General features: G+C 68.9%; 16 protein-coding genes and 1 tRNA gene. 6 read left to right on the top strand and 11 right to left on the bottom strand.

Annotated features, from left to right (window positions below):
• Position 1 precedes the first annotated feature (1 nt).
• Positions 2–808: an enoyl-CoA hydratase/isomerase family protein gene (locus ACFV9C_RS15980; protein ID WP_380194225.1), complete on the bottom strand. Its 807-nt coding sequence runs from the start codon at positions 806–808 to the stop codon at positions 2–4.
• Positions 805–1,623 (bottom strand): enoyl-CoA hydratase/isomerase family protein, encoded by an 819-nt coding sequence (locus ACFV9C_RS15975; protein WP_380194223.1) that lies wholly within the window; start codon positions 1,621–1,623, stop codon positions 805–807. The genes ACFV9C_RS15980 and ACFV9C_RS15975 overlap by 4 nt, the downstream gene beginning before the upstream one ends.
• A 96-nt stretch (positions 1,624–1,719) precedes the next feature.
• Between ACFV9C_RS15975 and ACFV9C_RS15970 the strand changes: the two genes are divergently transcribed.
• Positions 1,720–2,496 (top strand): FadR/GntR family transcriptional regulator, encoded by a 777-nt coding sequence (locus ACFV9C_RS15970; RefSeq protein WP_380194221.1) that lies wholly within the window; start codon positions 1,720–1,722, stop codon positions 2,494–2,496.
• A gap of 301 nt (positions 2,497–2,797) precedes the next feature.
• On the opposite strand, the gene ACFV9C_RS15965 is transcribed toward ACFV9C_RS15970, so the two are convergent.
• Positions 2,798–2,871: transfer RNA gene (locus ACFV9C_RS15965), tRNA-Met, on the bottom strand.
• 104 nt (positions 2,872–2,975) lie between these two features.
• On the opposite strand from ACFV9C_RS15965, the gene ACFV9C_RS15960 reads away from it, so the two are divergent.
• Both ACFV9C_RS15960 and ACFV9C_RS15955 read left to right on the top strand, forming a co-directional pair.
• Entirely contained in the window at positions 2,976–3,941 is a 966-nt protein-coding gene (locus tag ACFV9C_RS15960; protein WP_380194218.1) for a GNAT family N-acetyltransferase, read from the top strand.
• Between the two features lie 118 nt (positions 3,942–4,059).
• The gene (locus tag ACFV9C_RS15955) at positions 4,060–4,620 is read left to right on the top strand and encodes a hypothetical protein (protein WP_380194216.1); all 561 of its coding nucleotides are present in this window, start codon (positions 4,060–4,062) and stop codon (positions 4,618–4,620) included.
• A gap of 148 nt (positions 4,621–4,768) precedes the next feature.
• Here the strand turns inward: ACFV9C_RS15955 and ACFV9C_RS15950 are convergent, their stop codons facing one another.
• The 5 genes from ACFV9C_RS15950 to ACFV9C_RS15930 are packed head-to-tail and all read right to left on the bottom strand — an operon-like array spanning position 4,769 to position 10,176.
• Positions 4,769–7,753, bottom strand: a complete 2,985-nt coding sequence (locus ACFV9C_RS15950; protein WP_380194214.1) for a UPF0182 family protein — start codon at positions 7,751–7,753, stop codon at positions 4,769–4,771.
• Positions 7,750–8,361: a PPA1309 family protein gene (locus ACFV9C_RS15945; RefSeq protein ID WP_380194212.1), complete on the bottom strand. Its 612-nt coding sequence runs from the start codon at positions 8,359–8,361 to the stop codon at positions 7,750–7,752. The genes ACFV9C_RS15950 and ACFV9C_RS15945 overlap by 4 nt, the downstream gene beginning before the upstream one ends.
• 55 nt (positions 8,362–8,416) lie before the next feature.
• Complete coding sequence (locus tag ACFV9C_RS15940) at positions 8,417–9,451, bottom strand: PDZ domain-containing protein (RefSeq protein WP_380194210.1); 1,035 nt, start codon at positions 9,449–9,451, stop codon at positions 8,417–8,419.
• On the bottom strand, positions 9,448–9,720 hold the full coding sequence (locus ACFV9C_RS15935; protein WP_380194208.1) for a hypothetical protein: 273 nt from the start codon (positions 9,718–9,720) through the stop codon (positions 9,448–9,450). The genes ACFV9C_RS15940 and ACFV9C_RS15935 overlap by 4 nt, the downstream gene beginning before the upstream one ends.
• A 30-nt stretch (positions 9,721–9,750) precedes the next feature.
• A complete protein-coding gene (locus tag ACFV9C_RS15930; protein WP_380194206.1) occupies positions 9,751–10,176 on the bottom strand; it encodes a molybdenum cofactor biosynthesis protein MoaE in 426 nt (141 codons plus the stop codon).
• Between the two features lie 304 nt (positions 10,177–10,480).
• Here ACFV9C_RS15930 and ACFV9C_RS15925 point away from each other — a divergent pair, with 304 nt between their 5' ends.
• Entirely contained in the window at positions 10,481–11,788 is a 1,308-nt protein-coding gene (locus ACFV9C_RS15925; protein WP_380194204.1) for a zinc-dependent metalloprotease, read from the top strand.
• A 387-nt stretch (positions 11,789–12,175) separates the two neighbouring features.
• The gene (locus tag ACFV9C_RS15920) at positions 12,176–12,742 is read left to right on the top strand and encodes an NUDIX hydrolase (protein ID WP_380194202.1); all 567 of its coding nucleotides are present in this window, start codon (positions 12,176–12,178) and stop codon (positions 12,740–12,742) included.
• Positions 12,743–13,380: 638 nt separating this feature from the next.
• Here the strand turns inward: ACFV9C_RS15920 and ACFV9C_RS15915 are convergent.
• Together ACFV9C_RS15915 and ACFV9C_RS15910 are read right to left on the bottom strand one after the other, a co-directional pair.
• Positions 13,381–13,995 carry a DUF2064 domain-containing protein gene (locus tag ACFV9C_RS15915; protein ID WP_380194200.1) on the bottom strand — a complete coding sequence of 205 codons (615 nt, stop codon included), beginning with the start codon at positions 13,993–13,995 and terminating at the stop codon, positions 13,381–13,383.
• Positions 13,992–14,684 carry a winged helix-turn-helix transcriptional regulator gene (locus tag ACFV9C_RS15910; RefSeq protein ID WP_380194198.1) on the bottom strand — a complete coding sequence of 231 codons (693 nt, stop codon included), beginning with the start codon at positions 14,682–14,684 and terminating at the stop codon, positions 13,992–13,994. Before ACFV9C_RS15910 ends, ACFV9C_RS15915 begins: the two co-directional genes overlap by 4 nt.
• A 103-nt stretch (positions 14,685–14,787) precedes the next feature.
• On the opposite strand from ACFV9C_RS15910, the gene ACFV9C_RS15905 reads away from it, so the two are divergent.
• Entirely contained in the window at positions 14,788–15,711 is a 924-nt protein-coding gene (locus ACFV9C_RS15905) for an NADP-dependent oxidoreductase (RefSeq protein ID WP_380194196.1), read from the top strand.
• On the opposite strand, the gene ACFV9C_RS15900 is transcribed toward ACFV9C_RS15905, so the two are convergent.
• Positions 15,708–16,373 (bottom strand): response regulator transcription factor, encoded by a 666-nt coding sequence (locus ACFV9C_RS15900; RefSeq protein WP_380194194.1) that lies wholly within the window; start codon positions 16,371–16,373, stop codon positions 15,708–15,710. The genes ACFV9C_RS15905 and ACFV9C_RS15900 overlap by 4 nt on opposite strands.
• Positions 16,374–16,486 lie beyond the last annotated feature (113 nt).

Here is a 16,486-nt window from a genome sequence, read left to right as displayed (position 1 = left end):
GTCAGGTCCCGGTGAAGCGGGGCACGCGTTTGTGCTTGAACGCGGCCAGCGCCTCGGGCATGTCGGCGGTGCGGGTCAGCAGTGCCTGGCCGCGGTTCTCCAGTTCGAGCGCGGCGGCGTACGAGCTGATCTCCTGGTTGTGCTGGATCGCGCGCTTCGACATGCGGACGCCGCCCGGTGAGTTGGCCGCGATCATCCGAGCAAGGACGATCGCCTCGTCGAAGAGCGCCTCGGTCGGGACGATGCGGTTGGCGAGACCGATCCGGCTCGCCTCCTCGGCCCCGACGATGCGGCCCGTGTAGCCGATCTCGGCAGCACGGCCGGGACCGACGAGCCGGCTCAGGTTGTACGACGTACCGAGCTCACCGATCGACAGGCCGACGCGGATGAACGCCGTACTGAACTTCGCCGTCGGCGCGACCAACCGGATGTCGGCCGCCAGGGCCAGCGCCATCCCGCCGCCGGTCGCGGGTCCGTGGATCGCCGCGATGACCGGGAACGGCAGGTGCCGGATCGCCTGGATGCCACCGGTCGCGGTCTCCTGGAACCTGAGGAACTCCAGGACGCCCATCGCAGTGATCACGTCCAGCTCGTCGAGATCGAAGCCCGCGCAGAACGCCCGCTCGCCGGCGCCGGTCAGGATCAGCGCCCGCAGCCCGCTGTCGCGCAGCGCCCGGGCGGCCCGGCCGTGCTCGGTGAACATCCGTAGAGTCTGGGAGTTCATCCGGTCCGGGCGGTTGATCCGCAGTACGCCGATGCCGCCGTCGAGCGGCTCGAAGGTCAGGGTTTCGAGCTCAGGGAAGTTCATCGTCCGGTGAACACCGCCGGCCTGTTCTCCTTGAACGCGCTCAGCGCCTCGGCCATGTCGGCGCCTCTGGTCAGCAGTGCCTGGCCACGGTTCTCCAACTCGAGGGCGGCAGCGTACGAGGAAACTTCCAGATTGGCCTGGAGGGCGCGCTTCGAGAGCTGAACGCCGCCTGGCGAGTTCCGTACGATCTGGCCGGCGAGGGTGATCGCGTCGTCGAGCAGCTCGTCGCTGACGCTGTTGACCAGTCCGAGCCTGGCCGCCTCGTGCGCCGCGACGAGTCGTCCGGTGAAGCAGATCTCACTGGCATGGGCCGGGCCGATGAGCCGTGTGAGCAGCCACGACGTACCGAGATCGCCGGCAGACAGGCCGATCCGGACGAACGCGGCGTTGAACCTCGCGGTGGGCGACGCGATCCGGATGTCGGCGGCGAGCGCCAGCGACAGTCCCCCACCGGCAGCGGCGCCGTTGACCGCGGCGATCACGGGAACTCGCAGCGACCGCACCGCCAGGAGTGCCCGGGCGGCCCGCTCTTGCTGGTCGAGCATGCCCAGAGCGCCGAGCCCGGCGAGCTCGTCCGCGTCCGCGAGGTCGTAGCCGGCGCAGAACGCCGTACCCGCTCCGGTGAGGATCACGACGCGGCAGTCGTCCTCGCCGTCGAACGCCTCGGCCGCCCGCTCGAGCTCGGCGAACATCATGTTCGTCATCGCATTGCTGCGCGCGGGCCGGTTCAGGATGATGACGACGACACCAGGTCGCGGCTCATCCAGCAGGAGCGTCTCGTACGTCGCGGTCAGGCTCTTCACCGGCGCCTCCATTGGATCAATGGTAGGGCCAAATACTAGCAGCGCGATCGCACCGCGGGAATGCTAATTTAGGTATGACCATATGTTTGGACAGTCGGGAGACAACTCATGGCCGCTCAACCCAGCTCGGAGACCGGGCCGCGGCGGCATCCCGTCCAGCTCGCCCCGATGCAGGTACCCAAGGCGTCCGACGTACTCGCCGACGACCTCCGGGAGCGCATCCTGCGGGGCGAGTTCCCCGAGGGTACGGCGCTGCCACCCGAGCGGGAGCTGGTCAACCAGACCAAGATGAGCCGCACCACGGTCCGCGAGGCGCTCCGCATCCTCGAGGTCCAGGGACTCGTGCGGGTCAAGACCGGGCGGTCCGGCGGGGCATTCGTCTACAAGCCGGGCAAAGACACCGTCGCCGACTCGGTCAACCTGCTGATCCGCGGCCGCCAGATCCGCATCCCGGCGCTCCTCGAGACCCGCGAGGCGATCGAGCCGTACTGCGCGCAGCTCGCCGCCCGGAACCGCACCGACCAGGACCTCGAACGCCTCGACCAGGCCAACACCGACATCGCCGCCGACGGGACCCTCGCGGACTTCCTGCAGGCCAACGTCGACTGGCACATCGCCGTCGCCACGGCCAGCCACAACGAGCTACTGACCGGCATCATGCTCGCGCTGTCCCGCAGCATCTACGACGCCACCGACAACCAGGGCTTCGTCGACAACGCCGTGCGCCAGACCACCCTGCGCGCCCACCGCACCGTCACCAAAGCCGTCCGCGACCAGGACCCCGACGCCGCGTCCCGCCGCATGAGCCGCCACGTCCACACCTACGCCGAAGCCGTCCTCGAAGTAGAAGCCCGAACCACCGTCACCGTCCCCGAACCCGACTAGTCGCATCCGCGGTTGTCGTGAGCGACCATCTGGAAAGATCGCAAGGACGTCCCCCGTGCTCCTCCAGCAGGCTTGGCACTGGGCCGTGATCCGCTTTGGGTTCACCGGACCCAACCCACCTGACTGGGATCCTAGGCCCTGGCGGAGCGGATCAATCGGGAGTACGTCACCCCAGATCAACCCCAGTGAGAACCAGTAACGCGATCGCTAGACCGTAGCCTAGACCGTAGTCGTCCCGATCTGACGCGAATAACGAAGGCCCTCTGACCAGTGTTTCCCCTGGTCAGAGGGCCTTTCCAAGTAGCGGGGGCAGGATTTGAACCTGCGACCTCTGGGTTATGAGCCCAGCGAGCTACCGAGCTGCTCCACCCCGCGTCGTTGTGTCTTTAGTTTAGAGGATCCGGGCCGAGCAACCAAATCGGCTCCCGGAGCGGCGAAAACTCGTACCGGCGGGGCGGCGCCGGGCGTACCGTCCGAGTATGTCCCGACCAGTCCTCCGGCCGTTCGAGGAGGCGGATCTTCCGGCTGCGGCCGGCCTGCTCGCTCAGCGACATCGGGCGCATCGCAAGCGTCACCCACTGCTTCCTGCCGACTACGAGGACGAACGGCTCGCGCTCGCCGAGGTCACCGCGGTGTGGGAGACCGAGGGTGCGTCCGGTGCGGTCCTGGCCGAGGACGGCGAGCTGACCGGTTACTTGCTGGCGGCACCGAAGCCCGCCGCGATGTGGGGCCCGAACATCTGGGTCGAGGCGGCCGGTCACGCCGTACGTGAGCCGGAACACATCCGCGACCTGTACGGCGCCGCGGCCGCGGCCTGGGTCGACGCGGGGCGTACGGCGCATTACGTGCTGGTGCCCGACGATGCCGAACTCGTGGACGCGTGGTTCCGGCTGGGATTCGGCGCGCAGCACGCGCACGCGATCCGCCCGGTGCCGTCGTACCGCGTGGCGCCTCCGCGCGATCTCGTCGTCCGTCGGGCGCTGCGCGCGGACATCCCGGTACTCGCGGAACTCGACCTGGAACTGCCCCGGCATCAGGGCCGGTCGCCGGTGTTCTCGGCCGGGGAACTGGGGACGTACGAGGAGGCGGTCGCGGACTGGGAGGAGTCGATCGACGATCCGGACTACGCGACGTTCGTTGCCGTGCACAACGGTCAGGTCGTCGGCTCGTCGATCGGGTGCTCGCTGGACCGGTCGAGTGCGCACAGCGGGCTCGCGAAGCCGGACAACGCGGGGTTCCTCGGGTTCGCCGCCGTACTGCCGTCGGCACGCGGGCTCGGTGCCGGGCGGGCGCTGGGTGAGGCTGTGCTGCAGTGGTCGGCGGACACCGGGTACACCTCGGTGGTGACGGACTGGCGGGTGACGAACCTGTTGTCGTCGCGGACGTGGCCGCGGCTCGGGTTCCGGCAGACGTTCCATCGGCTGCATCGGTTGATCGGCTACTGATCGCGGTTGTCCACAGGTCCGGATTCGCCGGTCCTGAGGCGTGTGGATCGCGGCACCTTCTTGGTCACGAAGGGCGTCTCGCAGCAGGCGGGACGCCGTCCTTCCCCAGGAGGCAGTCATGTCGCGTTCATCTTTCGGTTCCCGAGTCATGCCGTCCGCCCGTCGTATCGTGGCCGGGACCGCGGTCGTCCTGGCCTCGTTGGGGCTGTCCACGACCACCGGGTCAGCAGCACCGTCGTATGCCTCCGTAGCACCATCCACCGAGCAGAAGGCTGGCACCTTGGACGGCTTTGTGATCGAGAACCTTCCCGACGGCATCGGTACGCCGAGCGACTTCGAGTACGAGTGGAGCGACGTGTCCTTCCACAGCCGGGTCTGGGAGACCGGTCCGAATGCGGAGGGCGCGTTCAAGGTCGACCTGACCGTGAAGACGATCCGCGGCGAGCAGCTCACCGACCTCGAGACCCTGAAGGACTTCCTCGTCGAGTACGAGGAGAAGGATCCGGGCTGGCAGCTCACCCCGGTCAAGGTCGGCGGGTACGACGGCCTGTTCGCCGGCGACGAGGTGTTCTACTTCATCGAGCCGGGCGTCGCGGCCGAGGTGACGATCGACCACGAGCGCTTCACCGACGAGGACGTGCTCGACACCGCGGCCGGCTTCCGTCCCGAGCAGTCTTGATGCCGTAGGCAACCACCCGGACAGACGACCGGGGCGGCGACGCCGACATGTGGTCGGTGTCGCCGCCCCGGGGAGCAGCCCTTCGGTCAGCCGGTCCTCGCGACCGGCCGGTCCTCGCGGTCGGTCCTGGCGGTCGGCCGGTCCTCGGTCAGCCGGTCGGAGAGCTCGGCGGACTCGACGGTGTCGTCGAGGCCGACGGGCTCCCGGACGGCGTCGGTGACGGGGTCGCCGACGGCCTCGGCGTCACCGCTGCACCGGCGGAGGCGCGGTCGAGCGCGGCCTTCATCTGGTTCACGTTCGTTTGGTAACCGGCGAGATCGCCTCTCTTGAGGGCAGCCTGGGCCCGCTCGTAGGCGGCCTCCGCATCGGCGAGGGCCTGCTTGACCGTCTGGTTCGTCTGTGCCGGTGGGGTCTTGGTCCCCGGCAGGTTCTCACCCGTGTCGACGTTGGTGTTGAACACCTTGCCCAGGGCTTCCTGCAACGTCGCTCCATAGGCGACGTTGTCCCCGAAGGACACCAGCACGTACCGCAGGACGGGGTAGTTACCCGGCCCGCTGGTCCGCGACGAGTACACCGGCTGGACGTAGAGCAACCCGCCGCCGAGCGGCAACGTCAGCAAGTTCCCGAACTGAGCTCTTGCGCCGCTGTTCGGCTGGTTGATCGGCAGCAACGCGGTTCTGATGCCTTCGTCGGTCTGGAACTTGTTGTACACCTGCCCCGGACCGGGTATCTGCAGGTTCCCCGGCAATCGCAGGATCCGGAACTTGCCGTAGTCCGGCGACGTGGCCTCGGAATCGACCGCCATGAAGGCCGTCAGGTTCTCGCGTTCACCGTTCGGCACGTACACCGAGGTCAGTGAGAACTTCGGATCGGTCTGATCCGGCATCCGCAACGAGAGGTAGAAGGGAGGCTGACTGACTTGCGTCGACGAATCGCCGCTGGCCGACACCGCGGTCGGGTCAGCGGGCACGCGCCACAGGTCGCTGTTCTGGTACCAGGTGCCGGCGTCGGTGACGTGGTACTTCGCGAGCAGGTCGCGCTGCACCTTGAACATGTCCTCCGGGTAGCGCAGGTGCGACATCAGCGCGGGCGAGATGTCCGACTTCGGCTTGACGGTGCCGGGGAAGGCCTTCATCCAGGTCTTCAGCAGCGGGTCGGTGTCGTCCCACGCGTACAGGTCGACCGTGCCGTCGTAGGCGTTCACGACCGCCTTGACGGAGTTCCGGATGTAGTTGATCTTCTCGCTCGGCTGCTGCGCGATCGTGCCGCGGCCGGTGGTGGTGTCCCGGGTACTGTCGTCCAGCGCCACCTTCTCGGAGTACGGGTAGTTGTCCGAGGTGGTGTAGCAGTCCACGATCCAGACCACCTGGCCGTCCACGATCGCCGGGTACGGGTCGCCGTCCGGCGTCAGCCACGGCGCCGCCTTCTCGACCCGGTCGCGCGGGCTGCGGTCGTAGAGGATCTTGGAGTCCGTGTTCACCCGGCTGGACAGCAGGATGTTCGCGTCCCGGAATTTGGTTGCGTAGAGCAACCGGTTGAAGAACGATCCGATCTTGACGCCGCCCTTGCCCCCATAGGTGTTCAGCGTCGGGTCGCCGCCGTTCTTGCCTTCCGGGGTGTCCAGCTCGACCGGCGAGGACCCCTTGGGAGCGCCGACGATCGAGTAGTCCGGCGACTGCTCACCGAAGTAGATCCGCGGTTCGTAGGTGCCGAGATCGCCCTTCGGCGGCAGGTCCTTCTCGGTGAACACCGGCGTACCGTCGGCGGCCCGCTGGTTGCCGTTCGCCGCGACCACGCCGTAGCCGTGGGTGTAGACGGTGTGGTCGTTGTTCCAGTTCCGCTGGCCGGCCGGCAGCTTGTCGATCTGGACCTCGCGGGCCGCTATGACGGTGTCGCTGGTCTTGTCCTTGATCTTGTACCGGTCGACGTCCAGATCGGTCGGGAACGAGTAGAACCCGCGGACCTGCTGGAGCTGCTCGAACGTCGGCCCGATCACGGTCGGGTCGATCAGCCGGATCCCGGGCAGCACCTCGGCGTCCGCGGTGAGCTCGCTCGGCTTCGCCGTGGTCTGTGCCTCGTACTCCTTGACCTGCGTGTTCTCCAGCCCGTAGGCCTGCCGCGTGGCTTCGATGTTCTTGGTGATGTACGGCGCTTCCTTCACCGGCTCGCTCGGGCGTACCCGCAGCTGCTGGAGGGCCGCCGGCCAGAGCGCACCGAGCAGGATCGCCGACAGGATCAGCACGACCGTGCCGACGCCGGGCAGCAGCCACGTCCGCCGGACCACGTTCGCGAAGAACAGACCGGCGCAGAGGACCGCGATGACCGCGAGGATCTCCTTGCTCGGCAGGATCGCATTGTCACCGGTATAGGAGATACCGGTGAAGAGCCTGCCGTCGGAGGTCGCCTGGCCGAAGCGGTCCAGCCAGTAGCTGAACGCCTTCAGCAGCACCAGCAGCCCGAGCAGCACCGAGAACTGCACCTGCGCCGCGCCCGAGGCCTTCTGCCCCTTCGCGGACGGGCGGAACCCGCCGTACAGGTAGTGCGTGATGATCGCGGCGACCAGCGACAGCAACACGATCGAGTAGCCGAAGCCGAGCAGCACGCGCAGCCACGGGTAGTCGAAGACGAAGAACGAGATGTCCTTGTTGAAGTGCTTGTCGGTGACACCGAAGGGCGTCCGGTTCTTCCAGGCCAGGAAGACCTTCCACTCCCCCGACGCGGCCGAGCCGCCGAAGATCAGCATCAGCGTCGCGACCACGCCGACGGCGATCTTCGCGTGCTGCTGCAGCAGATCGCCGTACCGCTCGAATCCCGGGGTGGGCGACGGAGCGAGGGCGACCCGCGGCCGGGTGCGGAACGCAACGATGATGTTCGCGACGACGGCCGCGGCCATCAGCAGGCCGACGACCACGAAGAGCAGCACCCGGGTGCCGAGCACCGTGCTGAACACCGTGCCGAAGTCGATCGACCGGTACCAGAGCCGCTGGGTCCAGACGTCGGTGAAGACACTGAACAGGATCAGCAGGACGATCAGCGTGGCGATTGTCGGCAGCAGAGCACGAGGGCGACCGCCGGGTCGTCGCGTCCTGCGGGCAGCCGGCTCGTCCGGCATGTCGTAGACGCCGTCGCTCATGGTCGCTTCTCCTCGTCGTCGCCATCGACCCCGGACCCCGCGCCGGACCGGCTGCCGACCGAAGGTTCGAATGTCAAAGACAGTACTTCGCACAGCGTGGGGACCAAGTCGACGCCGGTGAGCACCGCGCTGTCCTCGTCGTGCGCGCGCAACCGGACGGCGCCGAACCGGCCGCCTTCGCGGAGCACCGCCGCGACCATCCGGACCTCGTGCCGGCGCGGGTCGCTGCCCGCCAGCCGGGCCAGCTCGGCGTCCGACTCGACGCTGGACAGCCCGGACTCGGCCGCCGCCGGCAGCACGATCCGCTCGATCGCCAGCGCACAGCCGGCGACTCCTTCCGGCCACTCGATCCGGCCGAGGGTGTCAGCCAGGTTGTCGTCGTCGACGCCGCCGGGCAGTTCGCCCTGGGCGACCGGGGTCAGCGGCTGGGACGCGTCCTCGGCGCCGAGTTCGGCGGCCAGTTGGGGTTCGGCCCGGAGCAGTTCAGCGGTCGGGACCAGCGCGAACAGCTGCGCGGGCTGGTCCCAGCCCGCGCTGCTCACGTGCTTCTCGATCTCGACGACCGCGGTGCTGAGTGCATCAGGAGGCAGCGTTCCTACGGATTCCATGCCGGCTGATCTTCCCTTCGGCTGGCCGGTTCGTTCAGGTCGTTCAGGTGGCTCGTCAGCTGCACGAGGGGACATCTCCCGTGCCGCTGGCGACCGCCTTCAGCGCGCTGATCGCGCCGCTCAGCGTGCTGATCTTCACCAGCTGGATGCCGTCGACGTCCGCGTGCAGCGCGGCCTCGCAGTTCGGTGCCGGGACCAGGAACACCGTGGCGCCGTCGTTCCTGGCGCCGGCGATCTTCTGCTGGATACCGCCGATCGCGCCGACCTGGCCGAGTGCGTCGATCGTCCCGGTGCCGGCGACGTGCTTCCCGTTCAGCAGCGCACCCGGGGTCAGCTTGTCATAGATGGCCAGCGCGAACGCGGTGCCCGCACTCGGTCCGCCGATGTCCTGGCCGAGGTTCACCGTCACCTTGACCGGCGAGTCGACGCCGATCGTGATCCCGACCATCGGCCGGGTCGGGTCGCCGGGGGTCGCGGCGGTCTTCAGCTCGACCGTCTGCTCGGCGGTGCCGCGGCGGATCAGGAAGACCACGTTCTCGCCGACCTTGTGCTTGCGGACCAGGTCACCGACCTGCGGGATCTGCGTCACGGTGTGACCGTCGACGGCCAGCACCAGGTCGCCGGCCTTCAGCTTGCCCTGGGCCGGCGACTTGTCGGCGACGCTCGCCACCTTGGTGTGGAACGGGACGTTCGCCGCCTGCAGCGCGGCCGCGACCGCGCTGTCCTGGGATCCGGTCATCTCCGCGGTGTTCTGCTGCTCCACCTCGTCGGCGCTCTGGCTCGGCGGATAGATGATGTCGCGCGGGAACAGGTCGTGGTGCGGGTCCAGCCAGTTCCGCATCGCCTGCGGAAGCGTCAACTGCCGGTCCGGCGAGGTGACCGACACGGTGGTCAGGTCCAGCTGTCCGGAGGTCGGGAACGTCTCGTGGCCGGTGATCTCGATGACCGGCTTGTCCTTCGCCGACCCGAGGGTGTCCTTGACCGGCCCCGGGCTGAACGAGACGAACGGCACCGGGAAGGCGGTCACCAGCCCCAGCGAGACGACAAGCACGACGATCGAGGTGACCAATGTGGCGGTACGACGTGTCACGAACCCTGCCCTGCGATCTTGGTGGAGCCGGAGCCACGGTCCTCGGAAACCGGCTGATGATTACGACGACCCAGGCCCCGGCGACGTTCCGGAGTGGCCCGCGGACCGGGTGCCGCCAGCGCGGCGTTGAAGCGGCGGAACTCGTCCACCGAGGCGAACGGACCACCGGACCGGCGTGGCTCGCGGCTGCGCCACCCGCGCCAGCCTGCCCAGCACATGGCGAGGAGCGTGGCGACCAGCGGGAACGCCAGCCACGCCAAAACCTTCATCCGGCCACCTTCATGCGCCCAGAGTACGTGTCAGTGCGCTCCTACCCACTCGCTGCCACCGTCGGCGAAGTGCTGGTGTTTCCAAATCGGGACCTCGGCCTTGAGGTCGTCGATCAACTGCCGGCACGCGGCGAACGCGACGTCCCGGTGCGAGGCGGCCACCGCGACGATCACCGCGGCGTCGCCGATCACCAGGTCCCCGGTCCGGTGCACGGCGGCCAGCGCGGTCACCGCGGGGTCGTCGCAGACACGCTGCGCGACCTTCCGCAGGTGCTCGAGCGCGTCCGGATGCGCCTCGTAGCTCAGCCGGTCGACCGGCTGATCCTGGTCGTGGTTGCGCACAGTGCCGATGAAGAGTGCGGTTCCGCCCGCCGTCGGATCGGCGACCGCGGCCAGCACCTCGTCGCTGGACAGCGCGCCGTCGCGAATGTCCAGCAGCCTGATCGCGTCGCTCATCCGTTCCTCATTCCCGCCGGGTCACCGACCTGCACACCCCACCATTCCATCCCCCGCCACACAATTCTCCCTCCCGGCCCGGAGTTCTCCGACATCCGCTCCCACTTCGGCGTCCTCGGGCGCTGCGGTGCGTGGTCCGGCGTACACCCGGAGGAACTGTTGCCCAGCTCACCTAGTTACGGGGCCGCCTCCGGGCTCTGCCTGCGGCGAACAGGAGAAGTACTGCGTTCACCCGGGGCGGAACTGGTGGGGCGAACCAGTACGTTTGGAGTAGTACGCCCCACCCGCACAGGAAGGCCCATCGATGAGCGACGAACCGGACAACCCGGACAACCCGTTCAAGGGAACGCCGTTCGAGGCCATGTTCTCGCAGTTCTCCGGTGCGGCCGGCGCGGGCGGCACCCCGGACCTGAATGCGATCTTCGCCCAGGTCCAGCAACTGCTCAGCGGTTCGGCCGACGGCAAGCCGGTGAACTGGGACCTGGCCAAGGACATTGCCCGCAAGACCGTCTCCGCCGCCGGGGACCGGTCGATGACGGCCACCGACAGCGACCGGGTCGCCGACGCGGTCCGGCTGGCCGAGCACTGGCTGGACGACGCGACCACGCTGCCCGAGGTCTCCGCGACGTCGCAGGCGTGGAGCCGCGCCGAGTGGGTCGAGAACACGCTGCCGGTCTGGCAGACGATTGTCGACCCGGTGGCCGAGCACGTCGCCGGCGCGATGGGCAACGCCCTGCCCGCCGAGGCGCAGCAGTTCGCCGGTCCGATGGCCGGGATGCTGCGGCAGCTCGGTGGATCGGTGTTCGGCGCCCAGGTCGGCCAGGGTCTCGGCGAGCTCGCCGGCGAGGTCGTCAGCTCGTCCGACATCGGCCTGCCACTCGGCCCGACCGGCCAGGCGATCCTGCTGCCGGACAACGTCGCCAAGTTCGCCGAGGGTCTCGGGCTGACCGACGAGGACGTCCGGCTGTACCTGGCGCTCCGCGAGGTCGCACACCAGCGGCTGTACGCCGGTGTGCCGTGGCTGCGGCAGCACCTGCTCGCCTCGGTCGCCGACTACGCGGCCGGCATCGAGGTCGACTCCGGCAAGATCGAGCGCGCGATGGCCGACCTCGACCCGCAGAACCCGGAAGCCATGCAGGAGGCGCTGGCCGGCGGACTGTTCGAGCCCGAGGACTCCGAGCAGCAGAAGGCCGCCCTGGTCCGGCTCGAGACGACGCTCGCGCTGGTCGAAGGCTGGGTCGACGACGTCGTCCGCGAAGCCACCAAGGACCGGATGCCGGCCGCCGTCCAGCTCGCCGAGACCGTCCGCCGCCGCCGCGCGGCCGGCGGCCCCGCCGAGCAGACGTTCGCCACCCTCGTCGGCCTCCAGCTCCGCCCCCGCCGCCTCCGCGACGCCGCCAACCTCTGGGCCGCCGTCCGCGACGCCCGCGGCACCGAAGGCCGCGACAACCTCTGGTCCCACCCCGACCTGATGCCCAGCACCAGCGACCTCGACGACCCCATCGGCTTCGCCCAATACGCCGGCGAACTCTCCGACATAGACATCACCGACTTCCTGGACGAACAACCCCCCACCACCCCCAACGACAACCCCGACGACACCTCCAAGTAACACCTCGTCGCCAACGCACTCCACCCCATCCCCCACGGCCTGGGTAGACGCCCCGCCGCCACAGGCGGGGAAACTGCTCCACATCCACCGGACCGGGCATCCGCCCTGCCCGGCAGACCGGGTTCGTCGCAGCACACCTACAAAGCCCGCCACCGGCGGCACCCCCACTGGGCTGCGTAACCGCCTCACCCTGCAAGCTCGGCAGCGGCACCCGGTGGGTGGGGTTGATGGCGCGCGCGGCGTCGGTCGGGAAGTTGTTGTGGGATGAGGCGCGGCGGACCGGTTGAAGGTGGGGTGGTGGCTGGTCTCGGGGCTCGGCGTGTGACTCGGGGATGCTCGGTGTGTGACTCGGGGATGGATGTGTGACCCGGGGCGATGGATGCGGCGATGGGCGGGGAGACTGGCCGCATGCTTCTTGTGGATGCGATTGGGGTTTTGGAGGCGTGGAGTGCGCCGGATGCGGAGCAGGAGGAGTTGCGGCAGCACTATCTGCGGCATCTGAGTGAGCACGCGGACGGTATGTGGCGGACCTGCCGCCCGGAGCATGTGACGGCGAGCGCCCTGGTGGTTGATGCGCTCGGTGAGAAGACTCTTCTCACCTTGCACAAGACCGTAGGTCGATGGCTCCAACTGGGCGGCCACTGCGAGCCCGGCGACACCACGCTGGCAGGCGCCGCTCTCCGCGAGGCAACCGAGGAATCCGGCCTGACCGGGCTGACAGTCAGCCCGCAACCTCTCCAACTGTCACGCCATCTGCTTGAAGCGGGTGGATGTGCCGGCGCATACCACCTCGACGTCCAGTTCCTGGTGACGGCCACAACAGACACGCAGTACGTCGTCAGCGACGAATCGGACGACCTCGCCTGGTTCCCCATCGACGCGCTCCCACAGCGCACAGACACAAGCGTCCAAGCCCTCGCGGCGCGCGCACTTCAGCACATGCCCCAACCCTGACACGGGATTGGCTGACAGACCTGTGGGCCGGCTCAAGTCAGCCGGCCCACCTCCCCACAGCAGAGCACCCCGCCCCAGCTCTGCATCCCCAGCGATACCGCTCCCCGTCCCCCGCCGGTACTACCCTCCTGCCCTTGCAGGCATCTCCCCCGTGATCCCCGCTTGTGCGGCGCCCCCGTTGCCCCGCGTTCGTGCTCCCCCGTGCCCTTCTGGCATGACCCCCGTGTCCCCGCTGTTGCCACTCCCCGTGTCCCCCGCTTGAGCCGCGCCCCGTGTCCCCCGCTTGAGCCGCGCCCCGTGATCCCCGCTTGAGCCGCGCCCCGTGATCCCCGCTTGAGCCGCGCCCCGTGATCCCCGCTTGAGCCGCGCCCCGTTGACCCCGCGTTCGTGCTCCCCCGTGCCCTCGGTCCGGTCCGCTGACCGTGCCGTCTTCCTGTCCCTCGGTTGATGTGGCGTCTTCAGGGTGGCGCGGTCCCCCGACCGCGCGATGTGCCTCATCTGGTGCTGTCCCTGCCGCATCCCCCCGATGCGGCCGAGTTCGCCGCGTACCGCCCCTGAACGGCATCGGCGACGGGTGCCGGGCTTCCCTCGAAGTCCCTGCTGCATGGTGAACGAGCGGCTGAGAAGAAGGTGACGGCTCAGGAGTGACGAAGTATGGATCTTGTGGCGTCCCATCCTTCGAGCCCCGGATCCAACCGCGCTATGTCAGCGTTCGATCGCAGACGGTGCCAGCCAGGTCCGATGGCGACGGCGTGACGACGAGGCTTTCGGGCGTCCAGTTCGGCGAGTGGCGTGTCGAAGGTGGGTGCGAGTTCGCCGACCCAGTCGGCGACAGGCACGTTCACCCCGATCGCCGCCATCGTGCCGTCCTCGGCGGGCGTCGCCGCGACGTCGGCGTGCGCAAGGGCGCGGAACAACTTGCCGATCAGCAGCCCCGGCAGATCAGGTACGTCGTGCGACACCGCGACGACCGCCGCGGCCGGCCCGGCGAGTTCGACTGCGTGCAGGACGGGCCGCGCGGGGTCGACGGCGTACGTCGGCGTACCCGGCCAGGTCAGCGCACTCATGGCGGCAACGGCTGCGTCGTCGCCGGCGACCGCGACGGCGACATCCACCCGGTCCAAGGCGGCGAGCACTTCATATGTGTCCTCGGCCAGCGCGAGTCGCCACGCCTCGGCGTCTCGGCCTGGCGGGGCCCAGGTTCCGGTGCCGGGTACGACGACAACCACCACGCGGCGATCCGACGAGGTCATGCGGAACCGCCGGTGCTGAGGCCGGCAGGGCCGGTCGCGAGGCCGCCGGAGCCGGTGGCGGCGGCGGAGCCGATGGCGGCAGAGCCGGTGGTCGAGCCGGTGGTCGAGCCGGTGGCGGCGGTGGAGCCGGTGACGGCAGAGCCGGTGGTCGAGCCGGTGGTGGCGGCAGAGCCGGTGGCGGCGGTCGAAACGAGGCGGGCGGTTCCGGAGGCCGGACGCGCAGTTCCAGAGGCCGGGCGGGCGGTTGCGGAAGCCGGGCGGGTGGGGTCGGGCGCTAGGGCCGCGGAGGTGGGGGGCTCGTGGTCGTAGTCGGTGCGCGCGGCGTTGACCTCGGGCATGTGGCACTCGGCCCAGGACTTGATGGCGGAGATCAGGGGCATCAACGTGCGGCCGAGCTGCGTCAGGTCGTAGTCGACGCGGACCGGCACGGACGGAGTGACGGAGCGCGTCAGGAGACCGTCTCGCTCCAGGGAGCGCAGCGTCTGGGTGAGCATCTTCTGGCTGACGCCCGCAATGCGGCGCGACAGGTCGGAGTACCGCTGGGGGCCGTCGGCGAGGGCCGTGAGGATCAGGGTCACCCACTTGTCGCTGATGCGGTCGAGGAGTTGCCGCGCGGGGCAGGTCGCCAGGAACGCGTCGTACTCCCGGGCTGCCTCTTCACGACGCTGGGCTGCGGTGCGGGTCGGCATGGCTCTCCTCGTCGTTCGCTAGGCACTCCGAAGTGCGTACTTCCCAGCAGAGAGTAGCTCTCCGACAGTGGTGTTCAAATCCACGAATCAAGGAGTGAACGATATGCGCGCACTGGTGGCCCGGCGGCTCGACGGGCCGGATGCGATCGAGCTCATCGAGACCGACGTACCCGAGCCGGCGGCGGGGCAGGTACGGATCAAGGTGGCGGCGGCCGCGGTCAACCCGGTGGATCTGGCGGTGAGTAGCGGGGCGCTGGTCGAGTTCGGGCTGACGGCAGCACGGGAGCAGTTCGGCCTCGGCTGGGACGTGGCCGGGCACGTGGACGCGGTCGGGACGGGCGCTGAGCTGCAGGTAGGTACGCCGGTTGTCGGCATCGCGGACCTCCTGGCGCAGACGCTCAAGACCCACGCGGAGTACGTCGTACTGGACGAAGCCGCGATCACCCGAGCGCCCGAGGGCGTCGAGCTCCTAAACGCAGCGACGTACGGGCTCAACGGGCTCACAGCGCTGCAGGCGGTCAATGCTGTCCAAGGAGAGTCAGTACTGATCACCGGAGCCGCAGGAGGTGTCGGCGGGTGCGCCGTGGAGCTGGCGAAGCACCTGGGCAAGACAGTGATCGCCAGCGCGGCAGCAGCCGACGAGGAGCTGGTACGTCGACTTGGTGCGGACCACTTCGTAGAGCGAACCGCGGACCTCGCGGCAGCGGTACGGCGGATCGCTCCCGCCGGGGTCGACGGCGTCGTCGACGCAGCCGTCGTGGGAATCGGTGCGCAGGAGGCGGTCCGCAGCGGCGGGCGGCACGTACACCTGCAGGGCGGTCCTCGGCCACCGCATCTGAGGGGCATCACGGTGGAGCAACTGTTCGTCCACGTGAACCGCGACGAGCTGGCGGAGCTCACCCGCCTCGTAGAAACCAAGGCGATCTCAACGAGGGTTGCTGACGCCTACGACCTCAGCAACGCGCAGCAGGCGTACAAGCGATTCGCGGAGGGCGGGGTACGCGGGCGGCTCGTACTAGTGCCCTAAACAGCCGCCGGCTGCTCGGTGGTGATGAGGCCGAGGCGTAATGCGGTCATGATCGCGTTCGCCCGGTTCGTGGCACCGAGCTTGTCGTAGAGCCGCGACACGTACGTCTTCGCCGTCGAAAGGCTGACGTACATCGAGCCCGCGATGGCCGGCACCGATTGCCCCTTTGCCAGCAACGACAGGACTTCTCGCTCCCTCGGGCTCAGCGCGAGAGTGGCAACCGTCGGCAGGCCGGCCTGTCCACGACGGGCGAGAGCCGATGCAAGGCCTGTCGCAGTGAAGGACGCGGCCGCCACTGCTGCGTGCCGGATCGCCCCGAGCACTTCAGTGTTCGGGGCGGTCTTGGCCACGAACGCGGACACCCCGGTCTCCAGGGCACGGAAGAGGACGCCGTCCTCGTCGTGCGACGTCAGTACGACGATGCCGAGCGCCGGGTGCCGATCGCGCAGCTCGCGGGCGAGCCGAAGGCCGTCGGCATCCGGCAGCACCACGTCGAGGACCACCACATCAGGATGAGCCGCCGCGATCCGGGCGGGCGCCTCCGCCGCCAGGCCGCACTCGCCGACGACGCTGATCTCCGCGTCGGCGCTGACGAGCTCGACCAGCCCGTACCTGGTCAAGGTGTGTCCGTCGACAACGACGACGGTGATCGGTCCGCTCATGATTTGCCCCCGTGGAAGCCCCAGCGCAGCATGACGAGTATCACCTGCTGTAATGATGATCGGGCATCCGTAACAGGTTGTTACGCCGCTCACGCTAGGTGTTTTTAATCTAA

The sequence above is a fragment of the Kribbella sp. NPDC059898 genome (assembly GCF_042730855.1).
GTDB lineage: Bacteria > Actinomycetota > Actinomycetes > Propionibacteriales > Kribbellaceae > Kribbella.
This window is presented reverse-complemented; position numbering and strand designations above follow the sequence as displayed.

Bases quoted from the DNA above. Each gene is read 5' to 3' on its own strand.
- ACFV9C_RS15980 (WP_380194225.1), bottom strand. From the start codon at position 808: ATGAACTTCCCTGAGCTCGAAACCCTGACCTTCGAGCCGCTCGACGGC.
- ACFV9C_RS15975 (WP_380194223.1), bottom strand. From the start codon at position 1,623: ATGGAGGCGCCGGTGAAGAGCCTGACCGCGACGTACGAGACGCTCCTG.
- ACFV9C_RS15970 (WP_380194221.1), top strand. From the start codon at position 1,720: ATGGCCGCTCAACCCAGCTCGGAGACCGGGCCGCGGCGGCATCCCGTC.
- ACFV9C_RS15960 (WP_380194218.1), top strand. From the start codon at position 2,976: ATGTCCCGACCAGTCCTCCGGCCGTTCGAGGAGGCGGATCTTCCGGCT.
- ACFV9C_RS15955 (WP_380194216.1), top strand. From the start codon at position 4,060: ATGTCGCGTTCATCTTTCGGTTCCCGAGTCATGCCGTCCGCCCGTCGT.
- ACFV9C_RS15950 (WP_380194214.1), bottom strand. From the start codon at position 7,753: ATGAGCGACGGCGTCTACGACATGCCGGACGAGCCGGCTGCCCGCAGG.
- ACFV9C_RS15945 (WP_380194212.1), bottom strand. From the start codon at position 8,361: ATGGAATCCGTAGGAACGCTGCCTCCTGATGCACTCAGCACCGCGGTC.
- ACFV9C_RS15935 (WP_380194208.1), bottom strand. From the start codon at position 9,720: ATGAAGGTTTTGGCGTGGCTGGCGTTCCCGCTGGTCGCCACGCTCCTC.
- ACFV9C_RS15930 (WP_380194206.1), bottom strand. From the start codon at position 10,176: ATGAGCGACGCGATCAGGCTGCTGGACATTCGCGACGGCGCGCTGTCC.
- ACFV9C_RS15925 (WP_380194204.1), top strand. From the start codon at position 10,481: ATGAGCGACGAACCGGACAACCCGGACAACCCGTTCAAGGGAACGCCG.
- ACFV9C_RS15920 (WP_380194202.1), top strand. From the start codon at position 12,176: ATGGGCGGGGAGACTGGCCGCATGCTTCTTGTGGATGCGATTGGGGTT.
- ACFV9C_RS15915 (WP_380194200.1), bottom strand. From the start codon at position 13,995: ATGACCTCGTCGGATCGCCGCGTGGTGGTTGTCGTCGTACCCGGCACC.
- ACFV9C_RS15910 (WP_380194198.1), bottom strand. From the start codon at position 14,684: ATGCCGACCCGCACCGCAGCCCAGCGTCGTGAAGAGGCAGCCCGGGAG.
- ACFV9C_RS15905 (WP_380194196.1), top strand. From the start codon at position 14,788: ATGCGCGCACTGGTGGCCCGGCGGCTCGACGGGCCGGATGCGATCGAG.
- ACFV9C_RS15900 (WP_380194194.1), bottom strand. From the start codon at position 16,373: ATGAGCGGACCGATCACCGTCGTCGTTGTCGACGGACACACCTTGACC.